Here is a 26,350-nt window from a genome sequence, read left to right as displayed (position 1 = left end):
AAGTCATGACCAAAATCTTGATGATCGAAGATGATTTTATGATTGCAGAGTCAACATTGACTCTGTTGCGCTACCATCAATTCGAGGTAGAGTGGGTCAATAATGGCGTAGATGGGCTGTCCTTATTAGCAAAGCATAATTTTGATTTAGTTTTGCTTGATTTAGGTTTACCCATGATGGATGGTATGCAGGTATTGAGACAAATCCGTCAGCGTAGCTCACTTCCTGTACTGATTATCTCAGCAAGGGATCAATTACAAAATCGTGTAGATGGGTTAAATCAGGGGGCAGATGATTACTTGATTAAACCTTATGAGTTCGATGAGTTATTGGCACGAATTAATGCACTATTACGTCGAGGTCATGCAGAAACAGCACAACTTAAAAATCAATCGCAGTTATTGAAAAATGGTGATTTGGTTCTTGATGTCGAGCAGCATTTGGCGACTTTCAAAGGGCAACAGATTGAGTTATCAAACCGTGAATGGGCAATTTTAATTCCGCTTGTGAGCCATCCAAATAAAATCTTCTCCAAAGCAAATCTTGAAGATAAGCTTTATGATTTTGATAGTGAGGTGACCAGTAATACCATAGAGGTTTATGTACATCACTTACGTGCAAAACTAGGTAAAGATTTTATTCGAACCATCCGTGGTTTGGGTTACCGACTGGGACAATCATAAATATTTATGAAAATATCTAAGCAATACTCACTGAAAAAAAGACTGATTTGGGGAACTTCGGTCTTTAGTTTACTGCTTGGATGTTTATTAATCTTTACCGCTTATAAAACAGCTTTACATGAAGTTGATGAGATTCTTGATACACAAATGCAATATATGGCTGAGCGTTCGACAGCTCAGCCTTTAACGAGTGTTGCGAGTAAAGTTGAACTGCATCGCACATATCACGAAGAAGATTTGCTGGTTGATATTTGGGCTTATAAAGATCAAAGTCATTTATGGCATCAAACACACTTACTCATTCCGCCTGTAAAACAAGCGGGTTTTTATAGCCAAGAAACGCCACAAGGCAAATGGCGTGTCTACGTCATTCCTTTAAAAGACTATCAAATACAAGTTAGTCAGCAGGAAGATGTTCGCCAATCATTTGCTTGGGAATTGGCAGGGAGTATGTTTGTTCCCTATATCATTTTATTGCCTTTTGCGATTGTAGTTTTAGCCTTTATCATTCGTTTGAGTTTAAAACCTCTCGACGATTTCAAAACAGAATTAAAGCGACGTGATTCAGATGGTTTAGCGCCCATTGATGGCAATGATTATCCTCAAGAGTTGATCCCAACCATTGAAGAGATGAATCATTTATTTGAACGAATTCAACATGCTCAAACCGAGCAAAAACAGTTTATAGCAGATGCGGCACATGAATTACGAACACCCGTCACTGCACTCAATTTACAGACCAAGATCCTGATTAGCCAATTTCCTGAACATGAAGCATTGCAAAATTTGAGTAAAGGCTTAGCGCGTATTCAGCATTTGGTGACGCAGCTTTTAGCTTTAGCAAAACAAGATGTTGCATTAAGTCTGATAGAACCGAATACGCAATTTTGTCTTAATGATGTCGCACTCAATTGCGTTGAACAGCTTGTTAATCTTGCAATGCAAAAAGAAATTGACTTGGGTTTTGAACGTAACGATTTGATAGAAATGCAAAGCCTTGAATCAACTGTACATTCAATTATTTTTAATCTGATTGATAACGCGATTAAGTACACGCCAGATCAAGGCATTATTAACATTTCGGTTTACAGTGACAGTGACGATTTTGCTTGTATTCAAATTGAAGATAGCGGTGTCGGTATTGATGCTGAACAATACGATAAAGTTCTAAAACGTTTTTATCGAGTGCACCATCATTTAGAAGTGGGCAGTGGTCTCGGACTTTCAATTGTCGATAAAGCCACGCAGCGACTTGGGGGAAGCCTAGTCCTATCTCGAAGTCTTGATCTAGGAGGACTCTCAGTTTTAGTTCGCTTACCTAAAAAACTTTAATCGTGACATTAAGCACTGCATTTGTATTGAAGGACTATTTGAAAATTACGTATTTTTTTCTGATTGCTCTTTTAAATAACGTAAGAATAAAACGCATTTTTGGATACGTTTGCCATCATTGCCCACTTTGCTAATATTAAAATTCAGAACCCATTTTAAGCGTTTCCCAACTTTACAAATGTCACTATATACTTGTGGTTCGGCAAGTAATGCACGATAAAGGATTTGGCTAGCATCAGCTAATTGTTCAAATTCAAAATGATAGGCTGTAGAAAAAATAAATAGCAACCAGTCACGAACAAAACAATCATGTAAACTCAGGACTTCATGCGGGTCAGTTTCAAAATCAATAAAACTAAACTGATGATTTTGGTCGACAAGAATGTTGCGAGCGAATGCTTCGCTTAAATAGCCTTGTTTAGTATGAATAGCTTGAATAGCTTGAATAGCTTGGCTAAATAATAATGATTTTGAAAGAATATCTTTTTGACAAGCCAATGCTTGATCTAGTTGTGAGACGCTACTTTGATGTTGTGATCCGATGTCTTCAAGCAAAATTCCTTTTTTTGAAACTGCAAGAACATTCGATGTAGAAACACCTAAAGATTTGAGTGTTTGAATCCGATTGTATTCACATTCAATTGCAGCAGAACCACCTTGATTTGGAACTGGAGTAATTGCGCCTAAATTAAATATTTTTGCTAACCACTTCAATGGCGTGTAAAGCCATAAACCGTGACGTTCAGATGCTTTCTTTAACCATACTTTATGAGAACCTAGATCATAGGCTTGAATGGAAGATTGTTGCTTAGTTAAAGTGGTTTCTAAGAAATTTTGAAAGTCATCCATCAGCAGCAAACAGTACCTAAGTGAATATCGTGATCATGCATGAAGCCCATGCGAGTAGAGCTTCACTTTATCATATCAGGACTCATTTGCGTTACAGAATTAGCCGCTGCATGAGCTAAATGACGTTTATACGTGATCATATAGACCACAACATTGATAGCAAAGCAAAACCAAGCTGTCCATAAATTATGACTGAGGAAATGTGCACCACGCATCATTTGTGCCCAGCCCATTGCGAAGCCAAGTAATACACCTGCAAATAAATAAAACCAAGCTCTTTTACGCTGATCGAGGCGATAAAGAAAATAGCCTGTAACTAAGGCAAAACCTGTACTTGCATGACCACCTGGAAAACAATGTCCAGCAGTTGCTGAAAAATCCCAAATAAAACCTGTGACAGTCTTATGGGTCATATCCCATGGGCAAGCGTGAGCAGCTTGTGCTTTCATTAGACCAATAATGCATGTACATAACATACTGACCCAAAACATATAGCCATACTGCCAACGTTTCGCTTTGAATTTTTCTATTTTAAAAGAAGCGATCCACAGTAGGAAAAAGCTTACATAGACAATAGTTAAAACTTTTTTGACATAAGTATGATTTAGCTTTGCAAGATACCAATCACCTTTTAATGCAAACTCACCAAAAGTTCCGACCCATGGTTGAATCAAATATAGATCTATTGCTCCGCCAACGGGAAACAGAAATAACAGGATAAAAAAACTGATGCACAATAAAGAGCTTGTGAGTAAAAAAAAGCGGGTTTTGAAGATCATAGCGCATGCAGTTTGGGCGGAAAAATCATGCTGCTATTTAATATTTTAAAGCTTAATTGTCTCTTAAATATCCATAAAAAAAGCGGCTTGATTGCCGCTTTAAACATTACAGTTTAGAACATTGATTCTTCTGAATTGGCTGAAATCTTGTGAATCGAAAGGTCTGCACCACGATATTCATCTTCTTGAGAGAGGCGAATACCAATTGTGGCTTTCAAAATACCATAGATTACAAAACCACCAACAAGTGCAATGATAATACCTAAGCCAGTTCCAATGATTTGCGAAATAATAGATACACCGCCTAAACCACCTAATGCTTGTTGACCAAAAATACCTGCTGCGATACCCCCGAAAGCACCACACACACCATGCAAAGGCCATACACCAAGCACATCGTCGATTTTGAGTTTGTTCTGAGTATAAGTAAATAGATAAACAAACATACCGCCTGCGGCACTACCAATTAGTAATGCACCAATTGGATGCACAATATCCGAGCCTGCACAGATTGCAACTAAACCTGCAAGTGGGCCATTGTGTAAGAAACCAGGGTCATCTTTACCCATAAAGTTTGCAGTCAATGTACCGCCGACCATTGCCATGAGTGAGTTAATCGCAACTAATCCTGAAATGGCATCAACGCGCTGTGCGCTCATGACATTAAAGCCAAACCAGCCGACAATTAAAATCCATGAGCCTAAAGCAAGGAATGGAATCGATGAAGGTGGATGTGCACTCACACGACCATCATGCTTATAACGACCATGACGCGCGCCAAGTAAAATCACTGCAGCTAATGCAATCCAGCCACCCATTGCATGCACAACGACTGAACCTGCAAAGTCATGGAAACTTGCACCAAAAGAGGTCTCTAACCATTTTTGAAAGCCGTAGTTGCCATTCCAAATCATGCCTTCGAAGAAAGGATAGATTAAAGCAACCAAAATTAAAGTAGCGATTGCTTGTGAACGCATTTTGGCACGTTCTGCGATGCCGCCAGAAATAATTGCTGGAATCGCTGCTGCGAAGGTGAGTAAGAAGAAACAGCGCATCAAGTTATAACCATGATCTGCTGTTAAAGCACTGCCTGCATGGAAAAAGTTTTGTCCATAGGCAATCCAGTAACCCACAAAAAAGTAAGCGATTGCTGAAATTGCAAAATCAGTAAGGATTTTACTGAGCGCATTCACTTGGTTTTTGTGGCGTACGGTGCCAAGCTCTAAAAATGCAAAGCCTGCATGCATTGCTAATACGAGTACTGCACCGAGCAGTAAGAAAAATAGATCTACGTTTTGCATATTAATGCTCAAAAAAAGTGCTAAACCATATTTTATGCAAATAATTGATTCGTTTTTTGCACCAAAATGGATTTAGTAAATCTAAAACCCCAAGCTATTCTGAAATAGCTCAATTTAATAGAAAATATAATGCAAAAAATGCACCAATTTAGAAATTAAATTGTAATTTTGGTGATAAGTGGTGCATTTTGTGTGAAAACAGGACGTTTTTATTGTCGCTAAGAACGAAATCGCACGATCTAGCCATGTTGGTGTAAATCTGAGCGACAATACGATGCCCCTACGTGATTATATTCAAAGGGTGATTTACTACCTTCCTTATCTGATTATTGCTACACTTTTTATTTTTTAGGCAGATGAGTATGTCCTTTGATCTCAAAGTTAGCTTACAGCAAAGGGCTGAACAGTCACCACAGCAGAAAAAACTGAATCGCTTGATTGATAAAATCGAACAGCAAAAAGTTAGTCTTGCGGCATGGCAAAATGCCCAAGCTGAAATTCAGCAACATACACGGCAAAAACTTTTACCCGTGTATAGCGAACTCCATGAAATATTATTTCAGCAGTTAGAACAAATTTGGAATATGTTACACAGCCATGAGTTTTCCAAAGCGGATATGCAGCAACTGGATGAAAAAATTGCTCAACTTGCACAAATGTTAAAGCGTTCTAAAATGTTGAATGAAAAACGATTAGAGCTAGTGAAGCAGATTAATACTTTTTATCAGCAACATGCTCAGCAATTGGCTAAAAAGAATAAAAAAGTACAGTCCGTTAAGTTCGAACTTAATGAAAAATTTGATCAAAATATAGAATTAGAAGAAGATGATTTTGAGCAATATGCTGTCGAGCAGCAACAGGCAAGAGAACAAGCCAAACAGCTCAGACAACAGCAGAAACGTGAACAAGCTGAGCAGATGGCAGCGCAATCGTTGAAAACAGTCTATTTGAAAATTGCTGCGATGATTCATCCTGACCGTGAGCGAGACGAGACCAAGAAGGAAGAAAAAACTGAGTTATTTCAGCAGGCAAGTCAGGCTTATGAACAGCAGGATTTGTTTTATTTATTAAAACTTCAATTACAGTTTGAGCAGAACAAAGATGTTGGAGCTAAAGAGTTATCAGCGGAGCAAGTGAAGTTCTATAAACTAGCTTTGGATGCACAGAGTCAGCAGCTTGAAAGCCAAATTGATGAGATTTTAGATTCTTTTCAGTTGGCGAAAAAAGTAAAAGCTGAGCATCTGCATATTGGGGATGTGTATAAAGCCATAGATGCAGATTATGCTGAGTTAAAGCATCAGTTGAAGTGGGAAAAAGAGCGTTTAAAGCATATGAAGAAGGTGAGTGGGGTGGAGATGTTGTTGGGGCATGGGGTGCTTTAAGTAACCCTCACCCCAACCCTCTCCCTATGGGAGAGGGTTACTAGATATGAACACTTACGTGATCACGAGCGACACATACACCATTTTTTATAATGTAGCATTCAACCCAATGTTCACCACAGAAACTAGATTTTTCTTGAAGACGAGAATCTTTATGTTTTCCGAAAGTACTATCTTGTAAGGCGCCACGTTCTTGATTTTTTGATACGGCAGCAGGACCAATATTACGTACTTTCCACTTGACTTGATATGGTGGTTCTACATCTGTATCCCTGATGTGGAACTCCAAATTTCTGCTTATAGGAACTTTATAATTAGACAAAGTTTTCTTAAGCATTTTCCAAGTTCTTGATTCCTGACTAATAGAGTAATCAATAGATAGATAGTTTCTAATATCAACTTTCCCATTATAAACATGTTCAATAAACCGTTCATTTGGAGCTTTCTTACGCACAATGAAACTTTCGTGAAGTTGCTCTAATTCCTCTTCAGGGAAGTTCACCCCAAATACTTTTGACCATTTCTCATTAGCAAGAGATTCATCGTCTAAAGCTTCAAGGCATAATTGATAAGCCTTTTTGATTTTTCTATGATTCTGCCATGAACCATGCACATTTTGCTTACTACCTGGCGCTTTCCAAATTTTTTGATCAGGTGAAAGCTCGTATTGGTCAAATAAATATTTAAAAAAGTCTTTTACCAAATCACCATAAGTTTTATAGCTAATATTTTTATAAATCTCAGATTGTTTTAGAAAATTATAACTTAGTGTATCAATCCAAAGACCTGAACATTTAACACCTACATGGTTTTTCCATGCTCGAACCATGCGACATAAATGACGATAAGTATTATGACCATACTCATCATTTAGTCTTCGAGTCTCTTCTATTTCAAGTTTTGGTTTGGTTTCTCTCCAACGTCCACCATCATTGGAATCTGGGAAAGTATAGATGTCATAATCCAAAGTACCGTCATCATTTGTGTTTAAATAAAATGTTGGTAGAACTTCAATGCGGAAACCATCTAGATCAATTCCCACGATTTGACCATCTGCTTTAACTTGGTCATGGTCATATGCATTTTGAATGGCTTTCTTCACATCTTGTAATAATGAGCTTTGTCCACCTGATGAATATGCATTGAATTTATCGTAAATTGATTTTGGTAGTTCAAATGCCATATCAAGATCGCTGATACCATTGATCCCAGTTTTTCGTCCATAAGACCCAATTTGGCGACAATGAGTAGAAGTGCTCTCAGATTCATAGTAGTACTCATTTAACGCTTTAGTTACTTTGTTATAGTTTTCAGAAATGACATTAATATTTTGAATTTGGATGTTTTCAATAAATCTTTTAAATAAAGATGCCGTTGTCATTTGCAGATTCCTTTAAAAATTTGTAAATATGTTTGAGCATGACCATTAGCTACTAAATGATTAGCAATATAAAAACCAATAATTAACAAAAGAATCAGAATACAAATCGCAACACAGAGAACAAAAAATGAAAAAGGTAATTTATCAAAGAAAAATTTTAGTTTTAATTCGTCGGTAAACCATTGAGTGTTAACTTTTTTAGTCCAAAACATTTTGATATGGGCATACCAATCACTTCCAAAAATTTGCTTTTCAATAGCTAAATTTTTTTGATGATTGTCCAAAGTTATCCATTGTTGTTCATATGTAGAAATGTTTTGAGTGGGAGAAGCATTTTTTACATCGTAAAATAGTTGCTTTAGATCACGCTCAATATCTTGTAATTGCGATGCTGTGTTAAGTATTTGCTATCATTGTATTTTTCCATATACATGACTAATACACCGCCGACAACTCCTGCGATAGCTAATGCAACAAATCCATTTAAACTTTGGTATCCGAGCATAAAAATACTTAAAACTAGTAAACCAAGACCAACACGTGTGATTGTTTTATTGGCTAGATCAAAAGTTGAATAACATTTATCTTTTCCATAACTAGTTGAATAACCACTTATTGCGATCTCATTTAAAAGCTGATCTTTAGTCATGTAATTCTCATATTTATTTTATTACATGTTTTATGGTGACAACTTATACAATTTCAACACCAATACTTACAAAAAAATCCCCTCACTAAGAGGGGATTTTTGAATCAAACTACTGCTTAAAGTGCTGCAATCTGATCCATATTCGCTTTAATCTTCGCTAGCTGGTCAGCAAACTCAGCCAATTTCGCTTTTTCACCTTCAACAACTGCTGCTGGTGCTTTCGCCACAAAACCTTCGTTGCCCAATTTAGTTGCAATTTGATCATGTTGCTTTTGCACTTTGTCTAAGTCTTTTTGTAGGCGACCAAGTTCCGCTTTCGGGTCAATTAAACCTTTCATTGGAACAAATACAGACACATGACCCACAACAGAAGAAGAAGACAATGGTGGTTGCTCAGCATCAGCCAAGAAAGTAATGCTTTCTACTTTAGCTAAAGCTTTGAACAACGCTTCAATACGTGTGATCTGTGATTTTTCAGCATCAGTGGTATTTTGAAGCAGCACTGGTAATAGACGTGCATTACCTAAGCCCATTTCACCACGGATGTTACGCACCGCACCAATCAAACCTTGTAACCATTGCATGTCCGCTTCGGCTTGTTCGTTTACACGTTCAGGATTCGCAACAGGGTATTGCGCAAGCATAATACTTTCGCCTGAGATACCAAGTTTAGGCGCAAGGGTTTGCCAAATTTCTTCAGTCAAATACGGCATCAACGGATGTGCAAGACGCAAAGATGCTTCCATCACAGCAAGGAGTACACGACGCACTTCAGCTTTACGTTCAACCGATACATTTTCATCATTCAGCACTGGCTTAGTCAGTTCTACATACCAGTCACAGTATTCATTCCAAATAAAGTCGTAGATCGCTTGTGCAGCTAAATCTAAACGATAGGTTGCAAAGGCTTGTTGAACCGCAGCTTCCGCTTTTTGCAAACGGCTGATAATCCATTGCTCTGGTAACTCCCAAAGATCAGGGCGAGCAGTTTGGCCAACGGTTTGACCTTCAACATTCATCAATACGAAACGGGTTGCGTTCCAGATTTTGTTACAGAAGTTACGGTAACCTTCAACACGCTTCATATCGAACTTGATGTCACGACCCGTGTTCGCAAGTGCACAGAAGGTGAAACGAACGGCGTCTGTACCGTAAGCCTGAATGCCTTCTGGGAATTCTTTACGGGTTGATTTTTCAATCTTCGCTGCTTGTTTCGGGTTCATCAAACCTGTCGTACGTTTTTGTACTAAAGTTTCAAGATCTACACCATCAATCAAGTCGAGTGGGTCAAGTACGTTACCTTTCGACTTAGACATCTTCTGACCTTCGCCATCACGAACTAAACCATGTACATAGACAGTTTTGAACGGAACTTGAGACGTACCATCTTCATTTTTCATGAAGTGCATGGTCATCATGATCATGCGTGCAACCCAGAAGAAGATAATATCAAAACCAGTCACTAACACATCAGTCGGGTGGAAGGTATTGAGGAAATAGTTTTCCGCATCTTTTGCTTTGTCGCCAGTCCAACCTAAAGTTGAAAATGTCCAAAGCGCAGAAGAGAACCATGTATCCAATACATCTTCATCTTGACTCAATGCAACATCAGCAGGGATGTTATTATTGGCACGAACTTCTGCTTCGTCACGACCAACGAATACATTACCTTCAGCATCGTACCAAGCTGGAATACGATGACCCCACCAAAGCTGACGTGAAATACACCAGTCTTGAATGTTGTTCATCCATGCCATGTACATGTTGCTGTACTGCTCAGGTACAAATTTGATGTCACCATCTTTCACCGCTTTAATCGCTGGCTCAGCAAGTGGTGCAATTTTGACATACCATTGGTCAGTCAATAATGGCTCAACGATCACACCTGAACGGTCACCGCGAGGTGGTTTAAGCGTATACGGTTGGATTTGGTCTAACCAGCCTTCAGCTTCAGCTTGTTCAACCAATTGTTTACGTGCAGCAAAACGCTCTAAACCAATGTAGTCTGCTGGTGCAGCGATGGTTTTAGAAATTTGCTCGCCTGCTTTAGCGATGTATTCAAACTCAGCCAATACTTCCGCATTTTTGTTGAAGATGTTGATAATTGGCAATTCACAACGCTTACCGACTTCATAGTCATTGAAGTCATGTGCAGGCGTAATTTTTACACAGCCTGTGCCGAATTCTTTATCAACATATTCATCTTTAACGATAGGAACAGCACGACCTGTAATTGGCAGGATGATGTTCTGACCAACGAGGTGTGAATAGCGTTCATCATCCAGTGCAACTGCAACCGCAGTATCGCCTAATAAAGTTTCAGGACGTGTAGTTGCGACAACAATGTGATCTTTACCATCGTGCGTGCGGAGTGATTTATCTTCAAAGAAGTATTTGAAATGCCACAATGAGCCTGCTTCTTCTTTATCAGACTCTACTTCAAGATCAGAAAGGGCAGTTTGTAATTTAGGATCCCAGTTTACCAAACGTTTACCGCGGTAAATTAAGCCATCTTCATGCAGTTTAACGAAGACTTCTTTCACCGCATTGGATAAACCCTCATCCATGGTGAAGCGTTCACGTGACCAGTCAACAGAAGAACCTAAACGGCGAATTTGACGAGTAATCGTACCACCAGATTGTTCTTTCCATTCCCAAATTTTTTCAATGAACTTTTCACGACCTAAGTCATGACGGCTGATGTTTTGTGCGCCAAGCTGACGTTCTACCACCATTTGTGTTGCAATACCTGCATGGTCAGTACCTGGTTGCCATAAGGTATTTTTACCAGACATACGGTTATAGCGAGTCAAAGCATCCATGATGGCATTGTTAAAACCATGACCCATGTGCAAGCTGCCTGTGACGTTCGGTGGTGGAATCATGATACAGAATGATTCACCTTGACCTGAGGGTTTGAAATAACCTTGTTGTTCCCAGATTTGGTACCACTTCTTTTCGATCTCAGTTGGATCGTAAGTAGTTGCAATATTTTGAGCAGATTGAGCGTCAGTCATAGTACAGAAGATTAAAATTGAATAAAAAATTAGACCTATTGTAGCAAAAAAATGATGAATATTTTCATCAAAAAAAGTCGATGAAAACAGTTGTTTTTTTCTTGAAAAAAGTTAGATTTATGTGTGTTACATCACATAATTAAAAATGTTTAAGCATAAAACAACGATATAAAAATATTAAAACTTAAAACAGGACGGTTACGATGAGTTATTCAATTCTATTAAAAATCAATGAAGTAACTTATGATAAGTTTGAGACGATTCATCAGTAACTCAATGATGGAACGAGTGCGAGTCAATCTAGAGTTCTAGGTGAAGTACTTTCAGAAATTGCTTGTGACATCGTAGAACAAGTTTTTTCAGTATTATTGATTCAAAATACTCAACCTACAGCGATATCGCAGAAATATAAGACTGAATCTGAAAAAGTAATTCAACAAATTATTGGTGCAGTACGTCGATATATGCCTTGGTCAATCGCACTATTTGGTAATGAACGGCTTTGTCCTTTTGTGAACTATTTTTATAATATGATTAAATATCATGATCAGCAAGTTTATGTATCTTATCCAATTGATCGAAACCTAGTGCAACAGGCCACGCGTTAGTTGCACAGATCAAAAACAACGAAATCAATGATATGGCTGATGTGTTCCATACTTTGATTCAGATTGTAGACTTAGGTGTAACTAATCTAATCCGTGAACCAAAAAAATGCCTAAATTTCAATAAGGTGGTGGATAAAACTTTAAATGGGGTGATTCATATAACGGCACAACTCAGTTATAAGCGTTTAGAGAAAATGAGTAACCAAGTAGATCCAAATACTGCATCAGATTGCGTTAATCACTTTTTGGCATTTATGCATGTTGATCGTGAATAGAATGTGGTAAATTCAGCACTTGAAAAGCCAAAAATGAAAGAAAAACAGAATCTAAGGGTGAATAAGGGCTTATTTAATAAGCCCTTATTTTATGGAATCTAGAATAGGGTTATTAGAATGAAAACTGACGTTTTTTTAAATATTCATGCCGATACATACGCGCGATTTGCTCATATCCGTACGCAGCTCTTACAAGGTAGTAAAGAAAGCCAAGCAAATGCTTTGGGGGCAGTTTTATCTGAAATTGCATGTGAAGTGATAGAACAAGTTTTTATGGTGCTATTACAAGACAATCAACATCACTCACTCACAGGTGAATCTGAAAAAGTGATTCAGCAGATTTTAGAAGCAATCCGAAAATATATGCCATGGTCAGTGTCATTCTTTGGTAATGATCGTCTAGTTCCATTGGTTGAATATTTATCTAAAACAATTCGAGTTGAAGATGAGTCGGTATATATGACTTATCCGATTGAGCAACAGTTGACTCAACAGGTTAAAGCTTCGAGTCAAAAATTGGCTGAAGGGGAAAGTCGGGAAATTGCCAATTCACTGAAGTTACTGACAGAAGTGATTGATGTAGGTGTCACTCATTTAATTCGTGAGCCGAAAAAGAGTTTAAAATTTAATTTCGTAGTCGATAAAACTTTAAATGGCGTAATTAATATGACGACCCATTTAGGGTATAAGCGTTTAGAGAAATTAGGTACTCAACTTGATCAACAGGTTGCGGCAACTTATGTAGATTACTTTCTTAAATTTATGCGTCACCCTGCATAAATAAAGGAGATATATGACATGGCGAAACTTAAAAGTCTTGAAAATAAAGTCGTATGGATTACAGGTGCATCTTCGGGCTTAGGTAAAGCTTTGGCACGAGAGTGCGCTTTACAAGGTGCTCAAGTTGTACTGACATCACGCCGTTATGATGAGTTGGAATCGGTTCGAGTGGGTTTACTTAAGGCTGAACAGCATCTTTCAATCGCTGCTGATATTACCGATGAAGCGCAAGTCCGCCATGCACATGAACAAGTTCTCGCAACCAAAGGACGTATTGATTGGCTGATTAATAATGCAGGCTTGAGTCAGCGCGCGTTGATTGAAGAAACGAGTATGCACACTGAACGTGCCATCATGGAAGTGGATTATTTCTCACAAGTGTTCTTTACCAAAACTGTATTACCAACTTTGCTCAAACAAAAATCAGGTCGGGTGGTGTTTATTTCGAGTGTGGCAGGTCTTTTAGGAACCCAGTATCGCGCGACTTATTCTGCGGCTAAGGCTGCAATTCACATGTGGGCCAATAGTTTACGTGCGGAAGTCGCTAAAGAGGGAATAGCGGTTTCAGTGGTTTTTCCTGGTTTTGTTAAAACTAATGTTTCATTTAATGCTTTAAATGGTGAGGGCAAACCACAAGGGCATCAAGATGAAGCGATTGAAAATGGTTTAGAAGCAGATGTATTTGCAGAACGTGTCGTTGAATCTTTGATGGCAGGAGATGAATATATTGTTGTTGGTGGGAAAAAAGAACAATTGGGTGTCTTGGTCTCTCGATTATCACCAAACTTATTGTATAAGATGATTCGCAAAATGAAAGTGAAATGAGTGTGAATAAGCGCAAGAAAGCCGTTTTCAATTGGAGTGGTGGTAAAGATTCATCTTTGGCATTGTATAAAGTATTACAGCAGGATGAATTTGAGGTAGTTGCCTTATTAACTACAGTAAATGAAGAAACTGAATTGTCTTCCATGCATGCGATTCCATTTTTATTATTGATGAAGCAAGCTGAAAGTATTGGGATTCCACTTTATCCTGTATTTTTACCCAAAAATCTGCCTGTGTATGAGCAGCGTATGTTAGATGCTGCCAATCATTTTAAAGCGCAAGGTGTTGAACACTTTATCTTTGGTGATATTTACCTGAGCGATGTACGCAAATATCGAGAAGATCGTTTGCATCCTTTAGGGATTGAAGTCGTTGAACCGATCTGGAATCTTAATTCGAACGAAGTGATGCAAGATTTTTTAGACTCAGGTATTAAAACTAAAATTATTGTGACTGATGCCAGTAAGCTCGATGAGTCGTTTATTGGTCAAGATATTGATGCTGCTTTGCTTGAGAGGATGCCAAGTGAAGTCGATCTTTGTGGTGAGAATGGTGAATATCATACTTTTGCTTATGCTGGTGGTTTATTCAAACATCCTGTTGAGTTTGAAATTATTGAGACGCGTCAGATGTCATACGAGTTTAAGTTAGAGAATGGGGAAGAAAAAACCTATTACTATTGGCAAGCGATTTTTGCGGAGTGAATATTTTAAAAGGTTTATTAATGTCTCAAAAACGTAATGAAATTATTAACCAGTTACAATTCGACGGTAGAGCAATACAATTTGTGGTGCAGCCAGACTTAGAGATGCAAATTATAGCAGTTCAACAGAATTACTTAGCTTTACAATTTCTATCTGATCCAACTAATGACGTTTTATATGCTGCTGTAAAAGCAGATGGTTATGCCTTGGGTTTAATCCCAGTAGAGCAAAGGACAGAAGCACTTAGTTTAGTTGCAGTTCAGCAAAATGGTATGGCTTTACAATTTGTTCCATATCAAACAAGTGATATTTGTAAAGTTGCACTTGCACAAACAGGCTATGCGATTAAATATGTAAAAAATATTAGCACTGAAATGTTATTGCTTGCAGTCCAACAAAATGGTTTGGTTTTAGAATATATAGATCAACAGACCAAAGCGCTTGTACTTGAAGCCGTTGCTAATGATGGGTTGGCATTAGAGTTTGTCAAAATACAAAGTTTGGAGATTTGTCGAGCTGCGATTTTCCAAAATCCAGAAGCTATATGTTTTGCCCAATTTATTGATGATGAAATGGCATTCACAGCTGTTAAATATGATGGTCATTTATTACAGTTTATCCCTAATCGTACTGAGCAGCTTTGTTTAATTGCCGTAAAAAAAACAGGTAGTGCACTTGAGTTTGTGCCTGAACAGACTGAAGAAATTTGTTATGCAGCTGTTGAATGTTTTGGTCTAGCTTTATATTTTGTTAAACAGCAAACGCCCGATCTATGTCGAATAGCAGTTGCTCAAGATGAATTTTACTTGCAATATGTCCATGAGCAAACTGAAGAAATTTGTTTGTTTTGTATACAAAATCATTATGGTAATGGTTTTGAATATGTTCGTGAGCAAACAGACTTAATTTGTTTGGAAGCAGTTTCTCTAAATGGTTTGTTACTCTCTTGTGTGAAACAACAAACTCAAGAAATTTGTTTAAAAGCAGTGCAACAAAATGGTATGGCTCTAGAGTTTGTCCGATACAAAACAGCAGATATCATTAAGCAAGCATTAGCACAGAATCCTGAAGCCAGTTTATTTATTTAAAATCGCGGTACCATAAGCAAATACTTCAACCATACCACCCTGCATACCTAATTCTGTGGTACTGAGACGAACTCCCATAATATGGTTTGCGCCTATTCGATCTGCTTCTTGCTTGAGGCGAAGCATGGCTTCACGACGTGCGCGTTCAACTACACTTTCATAACTGGTCAGGCGACCACCGAAAAAATTCTGAATATTGGCAAGTACATATTTAAAGTAATCATGTGAGATGACGACATTGCTACTCACCAATTGCCCCTTTGCTGATATTTCAACAAATCGATTGGTATCAATCCGAATATGGGCAAATTGTTTTTCTTTTTCATCTAATTCACGTAAATGTTTTTGTTCGATATGACGACCAAATCCCCAACCGACTGAAAATAGAATCAAGAAAAGAATAACCTGAAAAATTAATCCACTCATAGACATGCCTAAGCGTTAAATGGATCAGGAAGTTTTGGTGTAATCGGCTGGACGACGACCGCTGTTCCATAGACAAAGAGTTCAGATGCACCTTGAGCGATATTTGAGGTCGAGAAACGGATTCCGACAACAGCATTGGCACCTAAACCTCGTGCTTTATCAATCATACGTTGAGTTGCTTCTTGACGAGATTCTTCAAGTAATTCTGTATAACCTGTCAGCTCACCACCCACGATGTTTTTCAAACCAGCCATTAGGTCACGACCAACGTGTTTACTACGAACGGTGCTGCCATAAACAACATCTAACTGACGTAAAATAGTATGCCCAGGCATAGATTCTAAACTGCTTAATAACATAGTATTTGTCTAAATCATTGATATGCTATCTTTGAAGATAAGAAAAATTTGCATGTGTTGCAATAAAAAAAGCTCACCGAAGTGAGCTTTTAAACCGAAAATAATCAAAATTATTGAGCGGCGTGAATTTGTGCGCTAGAAGGTTGTGGATTTACAGTTTCACTTGTATTGGCTTTTAAACCACCACCAAGCGTTTTATAGAGTTCCACTTGGCTATTTAAGTTCGCTTGTTGTAACAACAATAAACCTTGCTCAGCCGAATATGCTGAACGTTGCGCATCTAATACGGTTAGGTAACTATCAATACCTGCACGGAAGCGAGCATTAGAAAGTTTATAAGTCGTATTTGTTGCTTCAACTAAACGACGTTGAGCTGTTAAACGATCACCAATATTGGCACGCGTTGCAAGTGCATCATTCACTTCACGGAAAGCAGACTGTACTGACTTTTCATAGTTAGCAAGTGCAATTTTTTGATCCGTTTCAGAAATCTTCACATTCGCTTTGCGTGTACCCCAATCAAAGATTGGCATGTTAATACTTGGTCCAATAGACCATAACGCATTTCCTGATTTGAATAAATCACTCAAGTCAGTTGATGCATAACCTGCCGAACCAGTCAAACTAATGGTTGGGAATAATTGTGCTTTTGCTGCACCAATATTCGCACCAGCAGCACTGAGTTGATATTCGGCAGCTTTCACGTCAGGACGATTATTTAACAAATCACTTGGTAAGCCTGCACTTAACGCATTTTGCTGAGTGATACGAGTCACTTGTTGTTGAGGCAGCAAGTTCTGAGGAACAGGCTGACCAACAAGCAAGTTTAACAAGTTCTGCGCTTGAGCAATTTGTGTTTTGTAGTTAGCAACGTCATTACGCGCAGTTTCAACTGAAATTTGTGCCTGACGCACAGGAATTTCACTATCGATGCCCACATCAAAACGTTTTTTATTCAAATTAAATGAATCTTGTTGCGCTTTGAGGGTTTGATCTGCGAGTTTGAGTTGTGCGCTGGCAAATGAATAATTCAACCAAGCTTGAGTGACTTGGCTGATTAAACTGATTTGCGTTGCATCACGTGAACTTTGAGTTGCAAGATAACTGTCTAAAGCCGCATCTTTTAAGCTGCGTACGCGTCCCCAGAAATCAAGCTCATAAGAGGTGAGACCTAAACCAACTTGATAAGTTGAATAAGGATTATTCGGATCACGAGAAGGGCTGACTTGGCGCACAGCACTACCGCTTGCTCCGATTGTTGGCAATTGATTATTTTCTGAGATTTGATATTGCTGTTGAGCTTTTTGGATATTCAATGCAGCAGTACGTAAATCGCGGTTATTAGCAAGAGCCAAATCAATGACCTGTAATAAACGTTGGTCAGCAAAAAAGTCTTTATAACCTTGTTCAGCAATTGATTTTCCAGAAGCATTACCATAAGACGCGTAGCTTTCAGGAGTATTTGTGTTCACAACAGGCTCTGGCCCGCGCATACTTTGGCAGGCAGCCAAAGAGAGCGCGAGTGCAGAGATTGCAATGCCACGACTGGAAATAGACCAAACAGTTTGCATCACGATCAATGCTCCTGAGTATTTAAAGTTTTAGGTTTGTACTTAAAGATACTACGAATCCACACGAAGAACACAGGGATGAAGAAGATACCTAAAAGTGTTGAAGAAATTACACCACCAAGTACACCATAACCGACTGAGTGCTGACTACCAGCACCAGCACCGCTTGCTAACGCTAATGGTAAAACACCAAAACCAAAAGCAAGTGTAGTCATGATAATTGGACGTAAACGCATTTTTGCAGCATGTAAGGTTGCATCAAATAGATCTTCACCTTGCTCCTGCAATTCTTTAGCAAATTCTACAATTAAAATTGCATTTTTGGCAGAAAGACCTATGACTGCTACGATCGCGACTTGGAAGTAAATATTAAAGGACAGGTTTGGATCGCCCTTAATCACCATACCCAACCATGTCAATGTAAAGGCACCGATAATACCTAAAGGTACAACTAACAATACAGAAATTGGAATCGCCCAACTTTCATATAATGCAGAAAGACATAGGAAGACGATCAATAACGAAAGAATCAGTAAAGGAAGTGTCTGATTACCAGAATCACGTTCTTCTAAAGATAAACCTGTCCATTCATAGTCGAAACCTTGTAAGCCCATTGATGGTAACTTTCCAATGATTTCTTCCATTGCCAACATTGCATCACCAGAGCTGACACCTTGTGCAGGTGTACCTTGAATGTTGACAGATGATACGCCGTTATAACGTTCTAAACGTGGTGAACCATACGTCCATTCGCCTTTAGCAAATGCTGAGAATGGAACCATTTGACCTTTGTTATTGCGTACATACCATTTGTTTAGGTCTTCGGGCATCATGCGAGTATCTGCTTCACCTTGGACATAAACTTTTTTGACACGACCACGGTCAACGAAATCATTGATATAAGAGCCACCCCAAGCCATGCTCATGGTGCTGTTAATATCACTAATACTGACACCCATTGCGCCAGCTTGCGCTTGATCAACAGTGATTTTGTATTGAGGTGTATCTTCTTGACCGTTCGGACGAACACCTGCAAGACGTTTGTCTTGTGATGCCATACCTAAAATTGCATTTCTTGCCGCAATCAGTTTTTCATGGCCTTGACCACTGACATCTTTCAACTGGATATTAAATCCTGATGATACGCCTAATTCTGGCATAGCAGGCAATTGTAATGGCATGATGTAAGAAGCATCTTTTACAATCATATTGAGTGCCATACCACGCTGAATAATCGCACCAATTTGTGATTTAGGTGTGGTACGTTCGCTCCAGTCCTTCAATTTAATGAAGGCGAGACCCGCATTTTGACCGACCCCAGTGAACGAGAAACCAGAAACGGTAAAGATCGAATCAACATGATCTTTTTCCTTATGCAGGAAGTAATCGGTCATTGTGGTAATAACTTTATCAGTACGTTCTAAGCTAGCGCTTGGCGGCAACTGAACTAAAGTCATAACTACGCCTTGGTCTTCTTCTGGTAAGAAAGAAGATGGCAACACTTTGTATAGACCAACCAAACCAGCAATCACTACGATATAAATGATCCCAGAGAAAATCTTATGGTGTGTCATACGATTGACACCACCTTGATATTTCACTGATAGTTTATCGAAGCTACGGTTAAACCAACGGAAGAAGCGTGCAAAAATATTGTTGCTTTCTGGCTTGTTTGGATCGTGTTGTTTTAACAACGTTGCACAAAGGGCAGGGGTAAAGGTTAATGCAACGATTAAAGATAAAATCATTGCAGTGACTAAAGTGATTGAGAACTGGCGATAAATAACCCCAGTTGTACCACCAAAAAATGCCATTGGTACGAATACCGCTGTTAATACACTGGTAATACCAATCAAAGCACCAGAAATCTGACTCATTGACTTTTCAGTTGCAGGTACAGGTTCTAAATGCTCTTCTTGCATGACGCGTTCGACGTTCTCGACGACGACAATCGCATCATCAACTAATAGACCGATGGCAAGTACCATTGCGAACATGGTGAGCGTATTGATCGAAAAGCCAAAGATATTAATTACGGCAAATGTTCCCAATACCACCACGGGTACAGCAAGCGTTGGAATAATGGTTGCGCGCCAGTTCTGTAAGAACAGGAACATCACAATAAATACAAGAATAACTGCTTCAATCAGCGTATGAACTACACTTTCAATCGAAAGTTTAACAAAGGGTGTTGTGTCATACGCAAGTTTGTCTTTTAAACCTGTTGGATAGTTATTACGAAGCTCTGATAAACGTTTCTCAACAGCTTTTGCTGTATCAAGTGCATTTGCTCCTGTTGCAAGTTTGATTGCAACACCACCTGCAGGATTACCATTAAACTTAGAATCGAATTGATAATTATCCGAGCCTAATTCAACACGTGCCACATCACTCAAGCGAACTTGTGCGCCAGCAGCCGTATTTTTCAGGAAAATGTTTTTAAACTGTTCAGGTGTTTGCAACATACTTTGTGCATTGACAGTCGCATTTAAAATTTGACCCTGAACTGCTGGAGCACCACCTAATTGACCTACTGCAACTTGAGCGTTTTGTGAACGTATAGCCGCAGCAACATCTGAAGGTGTGAGATTAAAGCTAGTCAGTTTCGCTGGATCTAACCAGATACGCATTGCATAAGAACCACCAAATACAGTGACTTCACCGACACCTGCAACACGACTAAGTGGTTCAGAGATGTTTGAGTTTACATAGTCTTTAATATCTGATCCAGTTAAGCTGCCATCTGGCGAGTAAAATGCAACAACTTGCATAAAACTTGCACCAGACTTAGTCACTCGTACCCCTTGACGTTGTACATCTTCAGGTAATAGTGCTGTAGCTGATTGAAGTTTGTTTTGAACTTGAACTTGAGCAATATCTGGATCAATACCTTGTTCAAAGTTTAAATTGATAGATGCTTGACCATTACCTGCACTGTTTGAAGAAATATAACGTAAGCCATCCAAACCATTCATTTGTTGTTCGATGATTTGGGTAACTGTATTTTCAACTGTTTCAGCAGATGCCCCAGGATAAGTTGCGGAAATCGTTACCGTGGGGGGAGCAATTGTTGGATATTGCGCAACGGGCATTTTTGTCAGCGTAAGGATACCCGCCAACATAATGACCAGCGCAATCACCCATGCAAAAATCGGGCGATGGATAAAAAATTGAGCCATGCAATCTACCCCTTAAGCTTGTGAAGTAGCTTTTTGTTCAGCTTTTGGTGAATTGACTTGCTTTTGTTCGCTTGCCTGAGGAGCAGCATTCTGATCTTGTTGTGCTTTTGCTTGTGGTTGATAAGGCTTAGCAGAAACTTCCTGCCCTTCTTTGACCTTAGCAACGCCATCGACTACAACTTTATCACCAACTTTTAGGCCTTCAGTCACAATCCAATCTTGACCTTTTACGCCGACTGTTGTGATAGGGCGAGTTTCAATTGCACCTTTCGCATTTACGATCAGTGCGATTGCTTGACCTGTTGGTAAACGTGTTACAGCCGCTTGAGGAATCAAGTAAGCATTCGGTAGAACTGCTTGAGAAATTTTTGCAGTTGCATACATACCTGGTAATAACAGATGATTTGGGTTTGGGAATACCGCACGTAAAGTCACTGTACCAGTTTCTGGGTTAACACTAGCGCCAGAGAATGCAAGTTGTCCTTCTAATGGATAATCTGAACCATCTTCAAGTGTAATTTTGACCCGAGTATTGTTGCTATTGTCTAAACTACCTTTGCTAAGTTGCTGGCGCAGACGCAATAGTTCAGCACTTGATTGATTGATATCAACATAGATTGGGTCAAGTTGTTGAATTGTCACTAATGGATCTGCTTGATTTGCTGTAACTAAAGCACCAGAGGTAACTGATGAACGACTCGATTGTCCTGAAATAGGTGCTCGAACAGTTGAGTAACCTAAATTAATTTCAGCATTTTTAAGCGCTGCTTGTGATGCTGCGACATCTGCTTCAGCGAGTTGAACTTGAGCATTGATATCATCATATTCTTGTTTAGAAACAGCATTAGTTCCAACCAATTGACGATAACGACCTTCTTTCACACGTAGCGCATTTAGATTTGCTTGCTGACGCAATAAAGTTGCTCGAGCACTATCAGCAGTTGCACGATTTGTATTCGCATCAATTTCATAGAGTGCTTGACCTGCTTGTACATAACTGCCTTCAGCAAATAAACGCTTTAAAATGACACCGCCTGTTTGTGGACGAACTTCTGAAATTTGATATGCAGATGTTCGACCCGAAAGTTCAACGTTTTGTTCAACGCTTTGTGGTTGTGCAACGATGACACCGACTTCTGGAGGTGGCATTTTTTGTGCAGCAGCAGTTTGCTGTGCATTTTTAGGATCTTTGCTACAACCAACAAGCGCAATGCTTGTTGCTAATGCGCAAGCAGTCAGGGCAGGTGCCCAAAGCTTAGCCGACATCATTATTCCACCTCAATTTAGATTTCTTATCTAAAAACAAATTATTGCTGAAATTGCTTTGATACAGCCAAAACCAAAGCAATGAAGTCCAAATCAATCCAATTCCCCAACCCGTAAGTACGTCAGTCGGAAAGTGAACCCCCGCGTAAACTCTAGATATCCCCATGAAAATAAACCATAACGTAGATACTAAAATGACACTCGTGCGATATTTATGTTGCTGAAGCAATAACATCATTAAACTCGCAAGGGTTGCTGCATAAAGGCTATGGGCACTTGGGAATGATGCGCCATAGCTTTGAACTAAGTGATAAAACTCCAAGGGTCTTGGTCGATCAATACTCCATTTCAGAAGCCAACCAATCACAATACTTCCACCCACACTCAAAGTGATAAAAATCACATTCTTATAGTTTTTAATCCAAGTTTGATAAAGACACAAAAAAGTGGTTAAAAATAATAAAAATGGCATCCCACCTAACAGAGAAAGTAGAATTGTCACGTTGTTAAGCATCAATGAACGGTGTTCAAAAAAAGCTTGAACACTAAAAAGGTCTAGATTTGATGTGTTTGGAAAAATGAACCCAATCACACCCAATCCTAAAAAAAAGCAACCAATACAAAGCAGTAGGTACGGCATGCGAACCTCATTTTTTGCTTAACCATTGTTCAGGGTTATCGAATGTTTTAAAGTGTACTCGTGAGTACACTTTTGGTCAAGTCTTGAAATTTTATGATAATTTCATTTTCATATTTTTATAAGCTTCATTAAAAAAACATAACAAAATTCGATTAATGTCTCATTTTTTGCTCAGTTTTATTTTGTTCTTCTAAGTGTACAGGTTGACTAGGGGGCCAAAAAAAGTCACTTGGCCGAGTTAAGAAATGAGTCATCACTAATTTTGCAAGTGGTTTCCATTGAGCGAAGCGGACGCGGCGGGCACGAAGTGCAACAATAATTGTCAAGGTAAAGCTGACAAATAAGTTAGTTAGGCCGATTAGCATAACCCCTAAAAAAGACACGATGATTAAACCAATATCAGGGCTGCCGATGGTCATAAGACCTTGAATAAAATTGGCAGAGGCAAAGGCAATATGTCGAATATCTAAAGGTAAACCAAGAATAAAACCAATCGTCCCCATACTGCCAAGCATGATGCCAAAAAGAAAATTACCAGCCAAAGCCCCAAGATTGGTTTCAATATAATTGGCAAATTTATCTAAACGCTGTTGTCCCATCCAGCGTTTCAAACGCTGGTGTTGTTTTAAGCGAGGACCAACCTTTCGGTAGATCGCCAAATTATCGAAGTAGCCTGCAAGTAGTCCTGAGAAAAATAAGCATATTCCAGCAATTGCAGCATGGGGTACAGCTAACGAAGTAAACGGATTTAGATCATGTAAGGTTTTGGTTGCTTTTGTTGATGAAAGCAAAGGTTCATGTAGATTGTATTGCCATAAAAAAGTAATTAAAGCTGCTACTGGTATAGCAATCGAAATGTTACCGAGGATAGCAATAAATTGAGTTCGAATAATGTTGATAATCAGAGCAGCCAATTCAGCAATTTGAGCTGTTTTACTGCCTTTCTGATGTTGTACTGTTGCAGCAAGTGCTGCCGCTGTCATCGCGGGTTGCTTAGTCGCAACGGTAAAGTGTAAGACATGGATAAGCATGAAGCCTAATGCATAATTCATACTATATAAAAATGCATGTGTAAAAGGTGCGAGCACTAAACGAGCAGTCAAAATCTTTAAAGTGGCCATCGTTGCGATAATTGCACCAGCACCAGCTGCTGCTTTATACATACCCAAAAAGCCAGCTTTATCAGTGCTTACATAATGTTCACCTGTTTTACTCGCATTTTCAGTGACCTGTAATGCAATCAGTTCACTGGTTGAACTGAGTAAATGACGAACACTTTTTTCATCATAATGTGCTTTGGTTAAGTCAGTGAGTAATTCACCCAGTGCAAGATAGCGTACCTCATTTTTACTTGCCAATAAGCTCAATAAAAGTTCAATACGATCAATTGCTTGCTCAAGTAGAGACAATAAATAGGTTAAGCTAACACTCACACCAATACGTTTAGTTGCACGGCGAATTTTGAGCACGACTTCACGACATTGATCTAGCATCACGAATGCCTGAGATGCATCAGGTGGTGGCATTACAACAACAGCATCTTGATCATCAATTTGTTTTTTATATTTTTCGATGAACTCAACAATTTCTCGATTTTGAACTAAGAATGGAGATTCATATTCAATAATATCTGGCTGAGCATTAATAAATTCAGGATATAAACCTATACCGCTGATTCGATAAGACAAAACGGTAATCGCTTTGATTAACTCATTTTTAGAAATTTGTTTTTCAATCGTATTACTTTGGTTTTCGGCTAACAGATTAAATAAAGTGATCCAGTCTTGATTCTCAATCAGATCAAGCCATTGACTATCTGTTTCTTGGTGAAATACTTTCCTAATAAGAGTCTTTAACTGCTGACCATCTTCAACCAATGGAAGAAAGTGCGCGCCAAGGCGTTGACTCAGCTGATTCCAAAAGCCATCTAATGAAAGAATACCACTATCAGCATACAAGCTAATCTGTTTGTATTGGCTAATCAGTTTGAGTAAGAAATTTTGTAATAGGAGTGCAGACGTCGGCGTCAATAATAATATTTTGATGAAGCCCTGAATCTGTTGTTTAACTTCGTCCGCATCCTTTGGATTCTTTGGTCGTAAGCAGTTAATTAATTCGATGATAATATTTTCATCTAAAACAGCTTGGTTTTGATCAAGCTGTTCCTGCATTTTTAAAAATAAATCAGATAAAGTTAAATGCATAGGCACTCATAAAATTATTGAAGTCGATGTAAGGCCATTAAGGTCAAATTAATCAGTGCTTGGCGATATTCATTATCTGGTAGCGCTTTAAGCGCTTCTAAAGCTGCATCCGTTTCTTGTTGGGCACGTTTTTGACAGTAGTCTAAGCCGCCTGAGTTGTGAACAATTTCAATGACTTTGTCCAAATGCTCGATACCACCTGTCGCGATACTGCGACGAATAATCGCATGATCATCTCCAGTTGAATGAGCTAATGCTGAAATTAACGGTAAAGTCGGTTTACCTTCCATTAAATCATCACCAATATTTTTACCTAATGTGTCGGCATCAGAGGTGTAGTCCAAAATATCATCAATAATTTGGAAGGCATTACCAAAATGACCAGCAAAACGACGCAAAGGCTCTCGATATTCTTCAGTGCCAGCTAAAATTGCTGCACCTTCTGTTGCAAGCTCAAATAAACGCGAAGTTTTACCGTGAATAATTCTGAGATAGGTTTCTTCAGTGGTATCAGGTTGATGTTGTGATTGTAGTTGAAGGACTTCACCTTCAGCAATTTCACATGTTCCAGCTGAGAAATCTTTCAATAAAGTCATGTTGCCGAGGTCGACCAATAAATCAAAAGCACGTGCAATTAAAAAGTCACCGACTAAAACCGCAGTTTGGTTATTCCAAGTGGCATTTGCGGTTGGGCGACCACGGCGTAAGTTGGATTCATCAACGACATCATCATGCACCAAGGTCGCTGTATGCAGCATTTCGATAATGGCAGCTAAGTGTTGAGCTTGTTCCATATTTGCGATATTACAAGCACGAGCGGCAAGTAAGCACATGATTGGGCGCATGCGTTTACCGCCAGCTTCAACGACATGTTTACTGACAGACATAACAAGACCAACTTTAGAACTTATACCTTCATTGATAAGGTGATCCATCGCAGCAAAATCTGTCGCAACAGGGGAGAGAATGTCTTGCTTGAAATCGATAACCATATGAAGGAAAACCTCGTATAGGTGGATAATGTTGCCAAGTGTATCAATTAATTTATTGCT

General features: G+C 38.9%; 22 protein-coding genes and 1 pseudogene. 8 read left to right on the top strand and 15 right to left on the bottom strand.

All coding sequences use genetic code 11. The features are described from left to right. The first annotated feature begins 5 nt into the window (after window positions 1-5). Together O1449_RS11315 and O1449_RS11310 are read left to right on the top strand one after the other, a co-directional pair. Window positions 6-683: a response regulator transcription factor gene (locus tag O1449_RS11315; protein ID WP_269238362.1), complete on the top strand. Its 678-nt coding sequence runs from the start codon at window positions 6-8 to the stop codon at window positions 681-683. A 6-nt stretch (window positions 684-689) separates the two neighbouring features. Further along, a complete protein-coding gene (locus tag O1449_RS11310) occupies window positions 690-2,015 on the top strand; it encodes an ATP-binding protein (RefSeq protein WP_269238361.1) in 1,326 nt (441 codons plus the stop codon). Window positions 2,016-2,060: 45 nt separating this feature from the next. Here the strand turns inward: O1449_RS11310 and O1449_RS11305 are convergent, their stop codons facing one another. From O1449_RS11305 to O1449_RS11295, 3 genes are all read right to left on the bottom strand, one after another. Further along, complete coding sequence (locus O1449_RS11305; RefSeq protein ID WP_269238360.1) at window positions 2,061-2,864, bottom strand: serine/threonine protein kinase; 804 nt, start codon at window positions 2,862-2,864, stop codon at window positions 2,061-2,063. Between the two features lie 62 nt (window positions 2,865-2,926). Then, window positions 2,927-3,643 carry a phosphatase PAP2 family protein gene (locus O1449_RS11300; protein ID WP_269238359.1) on the bottom strand — a complete coding sequence of 239 codons (717 nt, stop codon included), beginning with the start codon at window positions 3,641-3,643 and terminating at the stop codon, window positions 2,927-2,929. Between the two features lie 113 nt (window positions 3,644-3,756). Next, complete coding sequence (locus O1449_RS11295; RefSeq protein ID WP_269228514.1) at window positions 3,757-4,944, bottom strand: ammonium transporter; 1,188 nt, start codon at window positions 4,942-4,944, stop codon at window positions 3,757-3,759. 362 nt (window positions 4,945-5,306) lie between these two features. On the opposite strand from O1449_RS11295, the gene O1449_RS11290 reads away from it, so the two are divergent. Then, entirely contained in the window at window positions 5,307-6,326 is a 1,020-nt protein-coding gene (locus O1449_RS11290) for a molecular chaperone DnaJ (protein ID WP_269238358.1), read from the top strand. A gap of 40 nt (window positions 6,327-6,366) precedes the next feature. Here O1449_RS11290 and O1449_RS11285 read toward each other — a convergent pair whose 3' ends face one another. The 4 genes from O1449_RS11285 to O1449_RS11270 form a co-directional block, all read right to left on the bottom strand. After that, a complete protein-coding gene (locus tag O1449_RS11285) occupies window positions 6,367-7,707 on the bottom strand; it encodes an SMODS domain-containing nucleotidyltransferase (protein ID WP_269238357.1) in 1,341 nt (446 codons plus the stop codon). Then, window positions 7,704-8,081 (bottom strand): hypothetical protein, encoded by a 378-nt coding sequence (locus O1449_RS11280; protein ID WP_331276188.1) that lies wholly within the window; start codon window positions 8,079-8,081, stop codon window positions 7,704-7,706. The genes O1449_RS11285 and O1449_RS11280 overlap by 4 nt, the downstream gene beginning before the upstream one ends. Continuing rightward, window positions 8,066-8,356 carry a hypothetical protein gene (locus tag O1449_RS11275; RefSeq protein WP_269238355.1) on the bottom strand — a complete coding sequence of 97 codons (291 nt, stop codon included), beginning with the start codon at window positions 8,354-8,356 and terminating at the stop codon, window positions 8,066-8,068. Before O1449_RS11275 ends, O1449_RS11280 begins: the two co-directional genes overlap by 16 nt. A 116-nt stretch (window positions 8,357-8,472) precedes the next feature. Next, window positions 8,473-11,373, bottom strand: a complete 2,901-nt coding sequence (locus O1449_RS11270; RefSeq protein WP_269238354.1) for a valine--tRNA ligase — start codon at window positions 11,371-11,373, stop codon at window positions 8,473-8,475. Between the two features lie 203 nt (window positions 11,374-11,576). Between O1449_RS11270 and O1449_RS11265 the strand changes: the two are divergent. The 5 genes and pseudogenes from O1449_RS11265 (at window position 11,577) to O1449_RS11245 (ending at window position 15,653) form a co-directional block, all read left to right on the top strand. After that, window positions 11,577-12,256, top strand: a pseudogene (locus tag O1449_RS11265) (hypothetical protein). 117 nt (window positions 12,257-12,373) lie between these two features. Then, window positions 12,374-13,036 (top strand): hypothetical protein, encoded by a 663-nt coding sequence (locus O1449_RS11260; protein WP_005214182.1) that lies wholly within the window; start codon window positions 12,374-12,376, stop codon window positions 13,034-13,036. Window positions 13,037-13,054: 18 nt separating this feature from the next. Continuing rightward, window positions 13,055-13,861 (top strand): SDR family NAD(P)-dependent oxidoreductase, encoded by an 807-nt coding sequence (locus O1449_RS11255; protein WP_269238353.1) that lies wholly within the window; start codon window positions 13,055-13,057, stop codon window positions 13,859-13,861. Further along, on the top strand, window positions 13,858-14,565 hold the full coding sequence (locus O1449_RS11250) for an adenine nucleotide alpha hydrolase (RefSeq protein ID WP_269238352.1): 708 nt from the start codon (window positions 13,858-13,860) through the stop codon (window positions 14,563-14,565). The genes O1449_RS11255 and O1449_RS11250 overlap by 4 nt, the downstream gene beginning before the upstream one ends. A gap of 20 nt (window positions 14,566-14,585) precedes the next feature. Beyond that, window positions 14,586-15,653: a DUF4116 domain-containing protein gene (locus O1449_RS11245; protein WP_269228506.1), complete on the top strand. Its 1,068-nt coding sequence runs from the start codon at window positions 14,586-14,588 to the stop codon at window positions 15,651-15,653. Here the strand turns inward: O1449_RS11245 and O1449_RS11240 are convergent. The 8 genes from O1449_RS11240 to sdsA form a co-directional block, all read right to left on the bottom strand. Then, a complete protein-coding gene (locus tag O1449_RS11240; RefSeq protein ID WP_269238351.1) occupies window positions 15,642-16,079 on the bottom strand; it encodes a YbjQ family protein in 438 nt (145 codons plus the stop codon). The genes O1449_RS11245 and O1449_RS11240 overlap by 12 nt on opposite strands. An 8-nt stretch (window positions 16,080-16,087) precedes the next feature. Next, window positions 16,088-16,438: a YbjQ family protein gene (locus O1449_RS11235; protein ID WP_269228504.1), complete on the bottom strand. Its 351-nt coding sequence runs from the start codon at window positions 16,436-16,438 to the stop codon at window positions 16,088-16,090. A gap of 110 nt (window positions 16,439-16,548) precedes the next feature. Next, window positions 16,549-18,009, bottom strand: coding sequence for a multidrug efflux RND transporter AdeIJK outer membrane channel subunit AdeK (gene adeK / locus O1449_RS11230; protein ID WP_269239707.1), 1,461 nt, complete (start codon window positions 18,007-18,009; stop codon window positions 16,549-16,551). 5 nt (window positions 18,010-18,014) lie between these two features. Continuing rightward, complete coding sequence (gene adeJ / locus O1449_RS11225; protein ID WP_269238350.1) at window positions 18,015-21,188, bottom strand: multidrug efflux RND transporter permease subunit AdeJ; 3,174 nt, start codon at window positions 21,186-21,188, stop codon at window positions 18,015-18,017. Between the two features lie 12 nt (window positions 21,189-21,200). Continuing rightward, on the bottom strand, window positions 21,201-22,457 hold the full coding sequence (locus O1449_RS11220) for an efflux RND transporter periplasmic adaptor subunit (protein ID WP_269228502.1): 1,257 nt from the start codon (window positions 22,455-22,457) through the stop codon (window positions 21,201-21,203). Then, window positions 22,444-23,094, bottom strand: a complete 651-nt coding sequence (locus O1449_RS11215) for a phosphatase PAP2 family protein (RefSeq protein WP_269238349.1) — start codon at window positions 23,092-23,094, stop codon at window positions 22,444-22,446. Before O1449_RS11215 ends, O1449_RS11220 begins: the two co-directional genes overlap by 14 nt. Window positions 23,095-23,246: 152 nt before the next feature. Continuing rightward, a complete protein-coding gene (locus tag O1449_RS11210; protein ID WP_269238348.1) occupies window positions 23,247-25,298 on the bottom strand; it encodes a site-specific recombinase in 2,052 nt (683 codons plus the stop codon). Window positions 25,299-25,312: 14 nt separating this feature from the next. Further along, on the bottom strand, window positions 25,313-26,290 hold the full coding sequence (sdsA, locus tag O1449_RS11205) for an All-trans-nonaprenyl-diphosphate synthase (RefSeq protein ID WP_269228499.1): 978 nt from the start codon (window positions 26,288-26,290) through the stop codon (window positions 25,313-25,315). Window positions 26,291-26,350 lie beyond the last annotated feature (60 nt).

The sequence above is a fragment of the Acinetobacter sp. TR3 genome, assembly GCF_027105055.1.
In the GTDB taxonomy this organism is placed as follows: domain Bacteria; phylum Pseudomonadota; class Gammaproteobacteria; order Pseudomonadales; family Moraxellaceae; genus Acinetobacter.
This window is presented reverse-complemented; position numbering and strand designations above follow the sequence as displayed.

What these genes read in the sequence shown, in the direction of transcription:
- O1449_RS11250 (WP_269238352.1), top strand. Translation starts at nt 13,858, where the DNA reads ATGAGTGTGAATAAGCGCAAGAAAGCCGTTTTCAATTGGAGTGGTGGT.
- O1449_RS11210 (WP_269238348.1), bottom strand. Translation starts at nt 25,298, where the DNA reads ATGCATTTAACTTTATCTGATTTATTTTTAAAAATGCAGGAACAGCTT.
- O1449_RS11295 (WP_269228514.1), bottom strand. Translation starts at nt 4,944, where the DNA reads ATGCAAAACGTAGATCTATTTTTCTTACTGCTCGGTGCAGTACTCGTA.
- O1449_RS11240 (WP_269238351.1), bottom strand. Translation starts at nt 16,079, where the DNA reads ATGAGTGGATTAATTTTTCAGGTTATTCTTTTCTTGATTCTATTTTCA.
- O1449_RS11260 (WP_005214182.1), top strand. Translation starts at nt 12,374, where the DNA reads ATGAAAACTGACGTTTTTTTAAATATTCATGCCGATACATACGCGCGA.
- adeJ (WP_269238350.1), bottom strand. Translation starts at nt 21,188, where the DNA reads ATGGCTCAATTTTTTATCCATCGCCCGATTTTTGCATGGGTGATTGCG.
- O1449_RS11215 (WP_269238349.1), bottom strand. Translation starts at nt 23,094, where the DNA reads ATGCCGTACCTACTGCTTTGTATTGGTTGCTTTTTTTTAGGATTGGGT.
- O1449_RS11235 (WP_269228504.1), bottom strand. Translation starts at nt 16,438, where the DNA reads ATGTTATTAAGCAGTTTAGAATCTATGCCTGGGCATACTATTTTACGT.
- O1449_RS11310 (WP_269238361.1), top strand. Translation starts at nt 690, where the DNA reads ATGAAAATATCTAAGCAATACTCACTGAAAAAAAGACTGATTTGGGGA.
- sdsA (WP_269228499.1), bottom strand. Translation starts at nt 26,290, where the DNA reads ATGGTTATCGATTTCAAGCAAGACATTCTCTCCCCTGTTGCGACAGAT.
- adeK (WP_269239707.1), bottom strand. Translation starts at nt 18,009, where the DNA reads ATGCAAACTGTTTGGTCTATTTCCAGTCGTGGCATTGCAATCTCTGCA.
- O1449_RS11300 (WP_269238359.1), bottom strand. Translation starts at nt 3,643, where the DNA reads ATGATCTTCAAAACCCGCTTTTTTTTACTCACAAGCTCTTTATTGTGC.
- O1449_RS11315 (WP_269238362.1), top strand. Translation starts at nt 6, where the DNA reads ATGACCAAAATCTTGATGATCGAAGATGATTTTATGATTGCAGAGTCA.
- O1449_RS11285 (WP_269238357.1), bottom strand. Translation starts at nt 7,707, where the DNA reads ATGACAACGGCATCTTTATTTAAAAGATTTATTGAAAACATCCAAATT.
- O1449_RS11305 (WP_269238360.1), bottom strand. Translation starts at nt 2,864, where the DNA reads ATGGATGACTTTCAAAATTTCTTAGAAACCACTTTAACTAAGCAACAA.
- O1449_RS11270 (WP_269238354.1), bottom strand. Translation starts at nt 11,373, where the DNA reads ATGACTGACGCTCAATCTGCTCAAAATATTGCAACTACTTACGATCCA.
- O1449_RS11245 (WP_269228506.1), top strand. Translation starts at nt 14,586, where the DNA reads ATGTCTCAAAAACGTAATGAAATTATTAACCAGTTACAATTCGACGGT.
- O1449_RS11275 (WP_269238355.1), bottom strand. Translation starts at nt 8,356, where the DNA reads ATGACTAAAGATCAGCTTTTAAATGAGATCGCAATAAGTGGTTATTCA.
- O1449_RS11255 (WP_269238353.1), top strand. Translation starts at nt 13,055, where the DNA reads ATGGCGAAACTTAAAAGTCTTGAAAATAAAGTCGTATGGATTACAGGT.
- O1449_RS11220 (WP_269228502.1), bottom strand. Translation starts at nt 22,457, where the DNA reads ATGATGTCGGCTAAGCTTTGGGCACCTGCCCTGACTGCTTGCGCATTA.
- O1449_RS11290 (WP_269238358.1), top strand. Translation starts at nt 5,307, where the DNA reads ATGTCCTTTGATCTCAAAGTTAGCTTACAGCAAAGGGCTGAACAGTCA.